Origin of the sequence: Rhizobium sp. rho-13.1 (assembly GCF_007000305.1) — a bacterium.
In the GTDB taxonomy this organism is placed as follows: domain Bacteria; phylum Pseudomonadota; class Alphaproteobacteria; order Rhizobiales; family Rhizobiaceae; genus Rhizobium; species Rhizobium rhododendri.
Genome location: NZ_SCFL01000001.1, coordinates 1,018,862 through 1,031,303, shown reverse-complemented (window position 1 = coordinate 1,031,303; position 12,442 = coordinate 1,018,862). Strand labels below are relative to the sequence as shown.

Below are 12,442 nucleotides of genomic sequence, written 5' to 3'. Positions count from 1 at the left end.
GGCTTCTCCCGCGCGAGGTTCAGGATGCGATGGCCATGCTGCTGCGACCGCCGGGCATGCGGCCTGCCAGCGTTTCCATCAGCGCATCCGGATGCTGTGGCCTGTGGAAGAGATAGCCCTGGCCATAGTCGATACCCATGGCGATCAGCGTCGCGCACTCGTCCTCGGTCTCTATGCCTTCTGCGATCACCGTACAGTTCATCTTGTGCGACAGGGTCGTGATGCTTTCGACCAGCATCCGGCTCTTGCGACGGACGTCCGGAGACGCGTCGTTGATGGCCTTGGTGAACGACTGGTCGATTTTGATGATGTCGACTGGAAAGCGGTTGATGTAGCTCAGCGACGAATAGCCCGTCCCGAAATCGTCCAGTGCGATGCGACATCCGAAACTGCAGATCTCATTGATGATGTTGCGGACCTCGGGATTGTCGTCCATCAGGACCGCCTCGGTGATCTCGATAACGATCCGCTGCGGCTTGATTTCGTGGCGCATGAGTAAACCGGCGATCAGGGCCGGCAGTGCCGGCTCGAACTGCAGCGGCGAGAAGTTGATCGCGAGATAGACATCCTGCATCCCGTCGAGCTTGGAGATGCGGGCGAGGTTGGCGATGGCTTTTTCCATGATCCGCGTTCCGATGCGGATGATGGATCCCGTTTCCTCGGCGATATCGATGATCGGCTTTGGCGGCAGGATGCCCTTCTGCGGATGATGCAGGCGCATGAGCGCCTCGAAGCCGGCGATCGCGCGATCCTCGATGTTGACGATCGGCTGCAGGTAAGCCTCGAACCAGTCTTCGGTCAGCCCAGTCTCGATGAAGGTTTCGACCTCGGCGCGGCCACGTGCGTCGTCCAGCATGCTGTTGTCGAAGATCTGCGCGCCATTTTTGCCCTCGCGTTTCTTGGCATACATGGCCATGTCGGACTTCTGCAGCAATTCGGAGGCGTTGGCAGCGTGGCGCGGATAGATAGCGATACCGATGCTGGCGCTCAGGCGGGCGTCGCCGACGAACGGGGCTGCGAAGATCTCTGCGACGCTGGCTGCCATGGCGAGTGCCTTTTCTTCCGCGTCTTCGGACAAGATCAGAATTGCAAATTCGTCTCCGCCGAGGCGGGCTGCGATGTCACCCGGCGATAGGTGGGCCTGCAGGCGCGCGACAAGTTCGCACAGTGCTGCATCGCCGGCAGCGTGGCCGAGATTGTCGTTGATCCACTTGAAACGGTCAAGATCGATAAACAGGCAGGCGAGTTCCCGGTGACGCAGGTCTGCCTCGTTGATCTTGGCATCGAGCGCGGTCTCGAAACCCTGGCGGTTCAGGAGGCCGGTCAGGTGATCGGTGATCGCCTGGCGCAGATTGCGGTCTTCGGATTGCTTGAGTTCGGTGACATCCGTCATGACCGACAGCGACCGTCCGCCCTTGACGGCTGTCGATTCCAGGATGAGCAGGTCCATGATCCGGCCGTCGATACAGGGGAACTTGACCGTCACCTCGATCTGCGGTGCGGCCCGGCCGTGTTGCTGCTTTCGCTGAATGTATTTCTCGCGGGACTGTTCCATCAGCAGGCTGGCGAAGGGGCGGCCGAGCACCTGCTCCCGTCGGTAGCCTGTCGCGGCCAGCCAGTAATCACTGACGGCGGAAATGCAATCGTTCTCGTCGAGGGAGAACAGCATGGCGGGCGTGAGGTTGTAGGTATCGGTTGCGCCGCGATGGGCGAGCTTCAGCTCCGTCTCCTCGCGCTCCAGCTTGATCTGCATCTCGTTGAAGCTGCGCGCCAGCCGACCCATTTCGTCGTTCGACTGCCAGTCGACGTGGTGGCGGGAGCCGAGCTGGCGTGTCGCCTCGATGGCATGGGCGAGCCGCATCAGCGGCTGGATGACAAATATCCGGTTACCGATCAGGGCTGTTCCGAAAACGGTCAGTACGGCGAAGATGAAAATCGAGATGAAGACGATCTCTTCGTGCTTCAGTCCGTCGAAGATGCCGAGTTGCGGGTAGAGAACGGTGATGGTGCCGAGCGTCTTCTTGCCGTCCACCGTGTTGTAGGTGATGGCGCGCGAGATCGATTCCAGCTTGCCGTCGAAGGATTTGGGAATGGTCGACTGGGTGATGTCCAACTGGCCGGATGTATCGCGGACATTGACCTGGACCTGCTCGCCCTCGGAGACAGTGGTGGCGCTGACCTGGGTGATGGTATCCTCGTCCAGATCCCAGAGGGGCTTGGCAAGCGCCTGTGCATTGGCGGCCAGCAAGACCGTGATGTGATCGCGGATTTCCTTCTCGGCGCGTTCCGACGAGAGAAACAGGAACAGCACGAACAGCGGTGCGACAAAGACCAGAAGGGCGCCGCAGACGATCGCAAAAAACCTGTTTTCGACGGAATTGTTCATCGCGTCCGAATCTTCCCCTGGTTGAAGGTGGCGCTCGAGCGATGTCGATCGGACGGCTGCAACTCTGTGGCGTAAAGTTTCACAGATTTGTTAAGGGTTGCTGAAACGGCGGGGTTAACGGTGTGGTACTGCGGTGCCCGAGGCCAATGGTCCCAACTTGGTTGCAGGCACGAAAAAACCCGCCGTCCGTTGAGGATGGCGGGTTCTGATCTCTTCGACGTTTTCGGAAAAGCTTACTCTTCCGAAGTGCCTTCTTCTTCTGTCGTTTCGTCTTCAACGACGTCGACTACCGGCGGAACGATCGTGGCAATCGTGAAGTCACGATCGGTGATCACAGGCTGTACATCTTTCGGCAGTGTAACGTCCGAAATGTGGATGCTGTCGCCGATCTTCAGGCCGGTCAGGTCGACCGAGAAGGATTCCGGGATCTTGTCGGCAGGGCAGGTGACTTCAACGGCGTGGCGAACGATGTTGAGAACGCCGCCGACCTTGATGCCAGGGGCCTTGTCGTCGTTGAGGAAGTGAACCGGGATTTCAACGGTCACCTGGGTGTTGCCGGAGACGCGCAGAAAATCGACGTGCAGAACGAAGTCACGGACCGGGTCGAGCTGGTAGTCCTTCGGCAGGACGCGGTAGGACTTGCCGTCGACTTCGACCGTTACGATCGTTGTCAGGAAGCCACCGGCGTGAACGCGCTTGGTGACTTCATTGGTGTTCAAGGTGATGGAAACGGGAGCCTGCTTGTCGCCATAGATGACAGCAGGAATGAGACCTTTGCGGCGAAGTTCACGGGCGGACCCCTTACCGACCCGTTCGCGTGCGTCGGCCTTGAGCTGATAGCTTTGGTTGCTCATGGCAATTCCTTTCAAGATTACTGGAGAGTCTTGGCCTTTGCGGTGAACCGCGTGGCAAGACCGGAGGACGGCCGAAACCGGCCCCATCCGCATTGCCTCCAAGGGTGTCTGCGCGGACGCGTGGCGTATAGGGCAAAAGACTGTAAAACGCAAGACTACCGGCCGCATCGCGACGGAAACGCGATATTAACGCCGAAAAGCGGTTTGGCCTCGTCTTCTGGAGACGGGAATGTCAGGCTATTTGCGCCGGGTATTCTACGGAAAATCGGTTGCGGTTTCTCCGACATGCGAGACTTGGGCATTTACCGAAGTGCGGAACCGATCCGCGTCGCATGGATAATATCGGAGGCGGTCGGGTTTCGGCGGATCGACGGTTGACAGGTTGTAGCGTCGTCTTTCACAGTCGCCCGGTGCAACGGCATAGGGAGAGTTGTTATGCGTTACCGGACCATCGCTGCTGCAATCGTTCTGACAACCGGTCTTTCAGGCGCATCTTACGGCGCCGAGGTGAACGAGCAGGGTGCCAAGGATCTGCGTAACTCGCTCAGCGCGTTCCTGCCCCACGATATCGCCAGCACTTTCCTCTCCGTCAAGCCGATAGGCAATCGTTACGAGGTTACCTACGACCTCACGAAGTTGCTCGACCGGTTTCCTTCCCCTGATTTCACGATTTCCGGCCTTAAGCCGCTCACGATGTTCGCGGCGCCTGCGGAGAAGGGCTTGTGGAACATCGATGGCGACAATTCCCTCGATATTTCCGCTCATTCCAAGCTGGGCGACGGGCCGGCGACCGATATCCAATATCAGATGGGGTCGATGGTCTATAGCGGGGTGTTCGATCCTGCGATCAGCTACATGCGCTCGCTGGATGCGACGGCGAGGGACTTCAGAATGTCCTCGATCTCAGGGGCTCAAAAGGTCGAGGCTGGCGCTGCCGGCATGACCTACAAGTTCTCGTCCATCGATACGGCCAGGCCGGGCACCGTCGATATGCTCGCCAGCGGTGCGATGCCCAGCTTTTACGAGAAGATCGCCGGCCAGGCCTCGGGCAATGCCGAGATCAAGGCGGACAATATGACATTCGACGCCAAGGCGACCGGCGTACCGATCAATGCATTGCGCGATCTCATCCGCTTTGTTTTCGAACACGCCGAAGCCAAGAAGCTGTCGAAGCGCGGTGGCGAAAAATTCCAGAAGCTGGTGCGCAATGCGCTGCCGCTGTTCGGCTCGCTCGAGGAAACCGCCGTCGCCAGCAATCTCTCGGTACTGACCGATGTCGGGACGGCGTCGCTGGACAAGCTCACCTACTCCTTCAAGATGAACGGCCTGACCGAAGCGTCCAGCATCGGCTTCGGGCTGAGGGCGGAAAAGCTGAAGCTTGCTTCCGGCCTGGTGCCAGAGGGCTACGAGGCGCTGGTGCCCGACACGACCGTGGTGGAAGTCGGTATCCCCGACATGAACTTCGCGGCGGCTGCCGACATACTGCTGAACACCGATTTCTCGACGCCGGAGGGCCTGTCCACTGAAAGCGGCCGGAAGATCGGCAGTGCCATCTTTCCAAACGACAAGCTGACGATCGACTTTCCCGAGATCAGCGCGGTTTCCAGCGTTTATGATATCGCTGTCTCCGGCAAGGTTGTCTCCAACCTCCAGCAAACCAATCGCTACGCGTTGCAGATGAGCGTGCTTTCCCGCGACTACGACAAGACTATCGCCTTCGTCCAGAATGCCGCAAAGACCGACGCTGAGCTTAACCAGATCTCCTTTGGGATGATGATGGCGAAGGGATTTGCCAAGACCGATCCGGACGGCCGGCAGCGCTGGGATGTGACTGTGACCGAGGATGGCGCCTTCACCGTCAATGGCCAGGTAATCACCCCGGCAAAGTGACGACGCCTTTTCGAGGAGCTGCCCTTCACGTGCCGATACCAATGGCAAGCTGCACTTAGGCATTGCGCTTGCCGGCGTTTCGCGCGAAGATTTCAGCTTCGAAGCCTTGGGAGGGGCGCATGCACAATGAGATGGCTCATGCGGAGCGGGTCTACGCCAGCGCGCAGCTTAAATCGGCTGCGGCGAGTTCACCGATCATAGCCTCCTGGCACCGCTGCATGTCGATGTATCAGCTGGCGCCGGAGCAGAACCGCGCACCGCTGCGCCTGACGGATGAGGAGTTCCGGCTGGCAAGGGAGCAATCGGCACAACTCATCGTCGAAGCGACCGACGAGCTCGACCGCCTGTTCCTGACGGTCGGCAAGGCCGGCTGCTGCCTGCTTCTCACCGACAGCAAGGGCGTTGCGCTGGAGCGGCGCGGAACCGGCAGCGAGGACAAGGATTTTCGCAGCCTCGGGCTTTGGCCTGGCGCCGTCTGGAGCGAGGCCAGCGCCGGGACCAACGGCATCGGTACAGCACTGGCCGACGAGCGTTCGGTGACTATCTATCGCGACCAGCATTTTCTCTCTTCGAACATCAATCTCAGCTGCACGTCTGCGCCGATCCGCGACCATCGTGGGCAGCTGACGGCCGCGCTCGATATTTCGACCTGCCGCGAGGACGTCAACGAAATGGCGCTGGCCATCCTGTCGCAGGCGGTGCGCGATGCCGCGCTTCGCATCGAGACCAATCTCTTCCGCAGCGCTTTTCGCGGCTCCCGAATTGTCATGGTTCCAAGCGGCAGCAATCCGGCGGCAGCGCTTCTGGCCGTCGACAAGGACGACCTCATTCTCGGCGCCACCCGCGCTGCAAGGCTGGCGCTCAAACTCGACGATGCCCGGATAAAGGCTGGACTGCCGGCATCCGATGCCTTGCACGAGGATCGCAGTGACGATGGCGCAGACCTCATGGAGGCCGAACGCGCAGCCCTGCGCCGCGTGCTGTCGCGCAACCACGGCAACGTTTCCCAGGCAGCCCAGCAGCTCGGCATCAGTCGCGCGACGATGCACCGCAAGATGAAGAAGCTCGCGCTTCACTGACATTTCAGTCGGAGCTGACGATGGGCAATACGGCTCGCACGCAGTCTCATGAGGCTGTGTGGACCGAGCCGACCGGGTAGATGTTGCCTATCGTGTGATCGTTTGCCTGTCGCATAGGCATCATCTTGTCTCACAAGTGAAACACTGTGCACTGCGGCATTGATTGCCGGCTCTACCTCAGGCGCCTTTCCGGGTGCAGGTTCCTCCCATCGATCCGCAGGATCAGTTCACCCAGGGAGAATGACATGCTGCATCAGAAAATCGTCGAGTCGCCGTTCAAGCTGAAATACGGCAACTACATCGGTGGCCAGTGGCGCGAGCCGATCTCCGGAAAATACTTCGACAACACCACCCCCGTGACCGGCGGCAAACTCTGCGAAATTCCTCGCTCCGACGAGAAGGACATCAACGCTGCCCTCGACGCCGCCCATGCCGCCAAGGATAGCTGGGGCAAGACGTCCACCACGGAGCGCTCGAACATCCTGATGAAGGTGGCGCAGCGTATGGAGGACAATCTAGAGCTGCTCGCCAAGGCCGAGACTTGGGATAACGGCAAGCCGATCCGCGAAACCATGGCGGCCGACATTCCGCTGGCAATCGACCACTTCCGCTATTTCGCGGCCTGCATCCGTGCCCAGGAAGGCTCGATCGGCGAAATCGACCACGACACGGTCGCCTACCATTTTCATGAACCGCTCGGTGTCGTCGGCCAGATCATTCCATGGAATTTTCCGATCCTGATGGCCGCGTGGAAGCTCGCGCCGGCGCTTGCTGCCGGCAATTGCGTGGTCATCAAGCCTGCCGAACAGACGCCGGCGTCCCTGCTGATCTGGGCCGAACTGGTCGGCGACCTGTTTCCTGCCGGCGTTCTCAACATCGTCAATGGCTTTGGCCTCGAAGCTGGCAAGCCGCTGGCCACCAGCCCGCGCATCGCCAAGATTGCCTTCACCGGCGAAACCTCGACGGGCCGGCTGATCATGCAGTATGCTAGCCAGAACCTCATCCCCGTGACGCTGGAACTGGGCGGCAAGTCGCCGAACATCTTCTTCGACGACGTCATGTCGCAGGACGACGATTTCCTCGACAAGGCGCTGGAAGGCTTTGCGATGTTCGCGCTCAACCAGGGCGAAGTCTGCACATGCCCCAGCCGGGCGCTGATCCAGGAATCGATCTATGACCGCTTCATGGAAAAGGCCGTCAAGCGCGTCGAGGCGATCAAGCAGGGCAATCCGCTTGACAGCGCCACGATGATCGGCGCGCAGGCCTCCAGCGAGCAGCTGGAAAAGATCCTGGCCTATCTCGACATCGGCCGGCAGGAAGGCGCGGAAGTGCTGACTGGCGGCTCGCGCAACGACCTCGGCGGCGAACTCGCCAACGGTTTCTACGTCAAGCCAACGATCTTCAAGGGCCACAACAAGATGCGGGTGTTCCAGGAAGAGATCTTCGGCCCCGTGGTCTCGGTGACGATGTTCAAGGACGACAAGGAAGCGCTGGAGATCGCCAACGACACCCTTTACGGCCTCGGTGCTGGTGTCTGGAGCCGTGACGCCAACCGTTGCTACCGCTTTGGCCGCGAAATCCAGGCGGGACGTGTCTGGACCAACTGTTACCACGCTTATCCGGCCCATGCGGCATTCGGCGGTTACAAGCAGTCGGGCGTCGGCCGTGAAAACCACAAGATGATGCTCGATCACTACCAGCAGACCAAGAACATGCTGGTGAGCTACAGCACAAAGGCTCTCGGTTTCTTCTGAGAGCGGTGCGAATGGCTGAAGCTATCGGCCCTCTCCCTGACAAAGGGGGAGGGCAAAGCGTTTGCAGGAGGCGAGATGTCCGAAACCATCAATGGCGAACCGAGGGTTCTGGCGACCGATGCGGCGCTGGAGTTGATCCGCGAAATCCAGGTCGACCATCCCCACGTGCTTTTCCACCAGTCCGGCGGCTGCTGCGATGGATCGTCGCCGATGTGCTACCCCGTGGAGGAGTTCATGATCGGCGATCATGACGTGAAGCTCGGCGAGATCGGCGGCGTCCCGGTCTACATATCCGGCAGCCAGTTCGAAGCCTGGAGGCACACACAGCTGATCATCGACGTTGTGCCGGGCAGGGGCGGCATGTTCTCGCTCGACAACGGCCGCGAGAAAAGGTTTCTGACGCGCTCACGAATGTTCGACGGAGGCGAAGCCTGCGCGATCCCCTTGGTGAAAAGGGTCTAGGAGTCATACATTTGCGGTGACGGCAGTCTCAGTCGAACAGGCTGGAAACTGATTCTTCCAGGCTGGTCCGGTTTATCGCCTCGCCCATGAGGCTCGCCGTCGAGATGACGCGGATGTTGTGGGCAGATTGTACCGCTGTCGTCGGCTGGATCGAGTCGGTGATGACCAGCTCTTTCAGTTTCGACGATGTTACGCGGGTGACGGCGCCACCGGACAACACCCCATGGGTAATGTAAGCGGTGACACTAAGGGCGCCGTTCTTCAACAATGCTTCGGCGGCGTTGACTAGCGTACCGCCGGAATCAACAATATCGTCGATCAAGATGCAATCTTTGCCATGGACGTCGCCGATGATGTTCATCACTTCGGATTCGCCCGGGCGGTCGCGCCGCTTGTCAACGATCGCGAGCAGACAGTCCAATCTTTTGGCAAGCGCCCGTGCGCGAACTACGCCGCCGACATCAGGGGAAACAACAGTGATGTTGCTGATGTCGTAATGCGCCTTGATGTCCCGCGTCAGGATTGGCAAGGCGTAAAGATTGTCTGTCGGGATGTCGAAGAAGCCCTGAATTTGCCCGGCGTGAAGGTCGAGTGTGAGAACACGGTCAGCCCCGGCCTCGGTGATTAGGTTGGCCACCAGCTTCGCAGAAATGGGCGTGCGCGGACCGGGCTTGCGGTCTTGGCGGGCATAACCGAAATAGGGAAGAACGGCAGTAATGCGCCGAGCGGAAGACCGACGCATTGCGTCGATCATGATCAGCAGTTCCATCAGGTGATCATTAGCAGGATATGAAGTAGACTGTACAAGGAAGACGTCCTCGCCGCGGACGTTTTCCTGGATCTCGACGAAGATCTCCTGGTCTGCGAACCTGCGGACAGTTGCCCTGCCCAAGGGCACGTTGAGATAATTGCAGATCGCTTCGGCAAGTTGCCGGTTCGAGTTCCCTGCGAAAACCTTCATTTTGGTCCGCCCATTTCCAGTTTGATAGCCGCGCTTTTAACCGCCCCGGTCTCGAATGCAAGGGCTTAGGACAAGTGAAGCCCAGAATTGTGTGTAGGGGGGATGCTATCCACCGCGTGTCTGACGCCAGCCATTGAATTCGGCGATCGTCTTCGAGGCGATTTTCTGCATGACGGAGGGCGGAACAGCGGCCCATGGATCGCCGCGCTTCAGCGGTACGCTCTCCGTGCCCTGGATACGGTGCAGGCGTCCGCCGGTGCTGTCCAGCACGTCCCAGACGTAGGAGACGGTGATCTGGGGGCCGTCTGCAAAGGTCGTGAGGTAGCCTTTCAGAATGTAGGCGGCGGCGGTGTCGCCCGATCCCTTGATCGTCAGCCCGTTGGCGCGCGCCTCAACGCCCAGCTGTCGCGATAGCGGCGTAACGGCCTCAACCGGTCCTCCGATAATCGGCAGGAAGCGGATGGTGTTGCCGTCGCTCGCTGCAGCCGGCGGAAGCGATGCTTGCTGCTGCTCGCCATCGGGCTGTTGTTGCCCGGCGTCGGATTGATCGCTCTGCTCGGCGGCCTGTTGTTGCTCTTGCGCAGGCTGCGGGTCGCTCAGTCGACGCTCGGCCTCGCGTTGCTCGTCGGATTGCGACGGCAGGGAATTTTCCGCGTCATCCTGACCCTGCGACATGCCATCGTGGAGCGGCTTGGACGCAACCGGGTTGCGGCCGCCGCTGCGCAGCGCATCGGCCTGCTCGTCCAGCGTTGCGGATGAACTGCCGGTGGTGCTGTAGCCCTGCTGCTGGTAGCTGGATTGATAGCTGTCCCGGGTCTGGGCGCCATAAGTCGGCTGGTGGGGAGCCGCCGCCATCCGCTCGACCTCGCGCTGGGTGACCGGGGCGGAGGCGACATCGTCGCCGATACCGACCCGAGGTGTCAGCGCGTCGGTCGTGTTACAGGCGGACAAGGCCGCGAATGCGACCACGATGATCGGTATCGACCTGACAGACACCATGGTTCCTGCGTCCCTTCATCGCCCGGTTGAGCCGGCGGGTGACAGGACAGCATCGGCTTGATCCTCGTTCCCGCTCGAAGAGACAGGATACGCCCTTACCGGTTAAGAAATTCGAGCGGATGGCGCGAAAGAGTTTTGGGAGCGTCCGCGGTCGTCAGGTAGGTCTGGCCGAGGGTCATCGCCGTGCCGGTGTCGGAATCCATGATGATCATGTGAACGAACAGCGACATGCCGGGCTCGATCTCCTGCGGATTGCCGATGTGGAACATCTGCTGTTCCATCCAGGAGGGCGAGAAGCGGGCGCCGAGGGAATAGCCGCAGGCGTTGAGCCGGTGCCGCGCCAGGCCGCGCTCGTCCATGATCCTCGCATGCATGTCGAACACGTCGCCAAAGTTATGGCCCGGCTTCATCACGGTCTCGATGGCCTGGATAGTTTCGAGGCAGGCGCTGAACAGCTCGCGGTGGCGATGTGTCGGCTCGCCCACGACGATCGTGCGCATCATGGCAGCATGGTAGTGGGCGTAGGTACCGGCCCACTCCAGCGTCAGTTGGTCGTTGGCATCCAGCTTGCGACGGCCCGCCTTGTAGCGGCAGAGAAGGGCATCGATGCCGGAGCCGATGATGAATTCGTTGGCCGGATAGTCGCCTCCGCCGGAAAATACCGCTCCCTGCATGGCTGCAAGGATCGCGGCTTCATCGCCGCCGGGCCCGGTCAATGCCAGCGCCGCATCCAGCGCATCGTCGGCAAGGGCTGCCGCGCGCTCGACATAGGCAAGTTCGGTCGGGCTCTTTACCAACCGGAGACGGCCGACGAGGTAGGAAGCATCGACCAGCTGGGCGAACGATGTCAGCTGATCGTCGAGCAGGCGTGCGACGCGGCCGGTCATGCCGTGCGTATCGTATTCGACGCCGATGCGGGCGCCGAGCAGGTCCATTTCGCTCAGCAGGTTCTTCAGATCGAGCGTCGGGTCGGCGTTGATGCGGTCGACCCAGATGTGGATGTCCTCGATGATGGAAGTCTGGCGCGCCTGGCGCAGGTCTGCCGAGCGGGTCAGCAACGTCATGGTGCCGTCCGCCTTTACCACCAGCGTCTGGAAGAAGCAGTAGCCGAAGGTATCGTAGCCTGTCAGCCAGTACATGCTCTCCTGGGCAAAGAGCAGCATCGCGTCGAGCTTCTCCTCTTCCATCTTTGCCGTCAACCTTGCGAGGCGGTCGGCGAATTCGGTGCGTTCGAAGTGCAGGGCCATGTTAAAACGTGTCCTCGATTGCGATGGCTGAGATCTGCCGGCCGTAGTCTTCCTGGCGCTCATGGGTCGTGCGGCGGTAGGAAAAAAAGCGGTCGGCATCGGGGTAGGTGCAAAGGCCCAGGCTTTCGGCCGTGACGCCGGCTGCCGTCAACCGGTCGATGGTGAGGGCCGGCAGGTCGAACATCGCGTGGCCCTGATTGGCCGACCCCGAGAAATAGCGCGTGTAGGCCGGATCATGGGCGAGGAAGCGTTCGACGAACTCCGGGCCGACTTCGTAGCTGCTGCTGCTGATCGACGGGCCGAGGCAGGCAACGATCGATCTGCGCTCTGCGCCAAGCGACACCATCGCGTCGATGGTGTTTTCGAGTACGCCTGTCAGCGCACCCTTCCATCCCGCGTGGGCTGCACCGATCACCCGGTTCTTGGCATCGGCAAAAAGGATCGGGCCGCAATCGGCTGCCAGCACGCCGAGCACTATGCCGGGCACGGCTGTCACCAGCGCGTCGGCCTGCTGTCTTGTGCCGTCATAGCCGGCATCGATGGTAACGACGTCGGCGGAGTGGATTTGATGGACGGTGGCGAGCCTTTCGACCGGCTGGCCGAACCACGCAGCGACCCGATGGCGGTTTTCCTCGACCGCAGCCCGCTCATCGCGGGAGCCGAGTCCGACATTGAGGCCACGATAGATACCCTCGGAGACGCCGCCTTGTCGGGTAAAGTAGCCGTGGCGGATGCCGGGACGGCCGATTGCCGCCAGCAGCGGGCTTTCCAGGGGTTGCAGCAATGAGTCGTCCTTCACGTCCGGTTTCG

At 60.7% G+C, this 12,442-nt stretch carries 10 protein-coding genes; 4 read left to right on the top strand and 6 right to left on the bottom strand.

Annotation, left to right across the window (positions count from 1 at the left end; all coding sequences use genetic code 11):
• Positions 1-19: 19 nt before the first annotated feature.
• Together EQW76_RS05125 and EQW76_RS05120 are read right to left on the bottom strand one after the other, a co-directional pair.
• Positions 20-2,386: an EAL domain-containing protein gene (locus EQW76_RS05125; RefSeq protein ID WP_142823336.1), complete on the bottom strand. Its 2,367-nt coding sequence runs from the start codon at positions 2,384-2,386 to the stop codon at positions 20-22.
• A gap of 233 nt (positions 2,387-2,619) precedes the next feature.
• On the bottom strand, positions 2,620-3,240 hold the full coding sequence (locus tag EQW76_RS05120) for a 50S ribosomal protein L25/general stress protein Ctc (protein ID WP_142823335.1): 621 nt from the start codon (positions 3,238-3,240) through the stop codon (positions 2,620-2,622).
• 435 nt (positions 3,241-3,675) lie between these two features.
• Between EQW76_RS05120 and EQW76_RS05115 the strand changes: the two genes are divergently transcribed.
• The 4 genes from EQW76_RS05115 (at position 3,676) to EQW76_RS05100 (ending at position 8,425) form a co-directional block, all read left to right on the top strand.
• Positions 3,676-5,130 carry a hypothetical protein gene (locus EQW76_RS05115; RefSeq protein ID WP_142823334.1) on the top strand — a complete coding sequence of 485 codons (1,455 nt, stop codon included), beginning with the start codon at positions 3,676-3,678 and terminating at the stop codon, positions 5,128-5,130.
• Positions 5,131-5,249: 119 nt separating this feature from the next.
• On the top strand, positions 5,250-6,209 hold the full coding sequence (locus EQW76_RS05110) for a GAF domain-containing protein (RefSeq protein WP_142823333.1): 960 nt from the start codon (positions 5,250-5,252) through the stop codon (positions 6,207-6,209).
• Positions 6,210-6,454: 245 nt separating this feature from the next.
• On the top strand, positions 6,455-7,963 hold the full coding sequence (gene adh, locus EQW76_RS05105; protein WP_142823332.1) for an aldehyde dehydrogenase: 1,509 nt from the start codon (positions 6,455-6,457) through the stop codon (positions 7,961-7,963).
• Positions 7,964-8,038: 75 nt separating this feature from the next.
• The gene (locus EQW76_RS05100; RefSeq protein WP_142823331.1) at positions 8,039-8,425 is read left to right on the top strand and encodes a DUF779 domain-containing protein; all 387 of its coding nucleotides are present in this window, start codon (positions 8,039-8,041) and stop codon (positions 8,423-8,425) included.
• A gap of 28 nt (positions 8,426-8,453) precedes the next feature.
• Here EQW76_RS05100 and EQW76_RS05095 read toward each other — a convergent pair whose 3' ends face one another.
• The 4 genes from EQW76_RS05095 to pgeF all read right to left on the bottom strand — a co-directional run bounded on the left by EQW76_RS05095 (position 8,454) and on the right by pgeF (position 12,431).
• Positions 8,454-9,386, bottom strand: a complete 933-nt coding sequence (locus tag EQW76_RS05095; RefSeq protein ID WP_142823330.1) for a ribose-phosphate pyrophosphokinase — start codon at positions 9,384-9,386, stop codon at positions 8,454-8,456.
• Positions 9,387-9,491: 105 nt separating this feature from the next.
• Positions 9,492-10,385: a hypothetical protein gene (locus EQW76_RS05090; protein ID WP_142823329.1), complete on the bottom strand. Its 894-nt coding sequence runs from the start codon at positions 10,383-10,385 to the stop codon at positions 9,492-9,494.
• A 95-nt stretch (positions 10,386-10,480) separates the two neighbouring features.
• The gene (locus EQW76_RS05085; RefSeq protein ID WP_142823328.1) at positions 10,481-11,632 is read right to left on the bottom strand and encodes a Xaa-Pro peptidase family protein; all 1,152 of its coding nucleotides are present in this window, start codon (positions 11,630-11,632) and stop codon (positions 10,481-10,483) included.
• A gap of 1 nt (position 11,633) precedes the next feature.
• Positions 11,634-12,431, bottom strand: coding sequence for a peptidoglycan editing factor PgeF (pgeF, locus tag EQW76_RS05080; RefSeq protein ID WP_142823327.1), 798 nt, complete (start codon positions 12,429-12,431; stop codon positions 11,634-11,636).
• Positions 12,432-12,442: the final 11 nt, after the last annotated feature.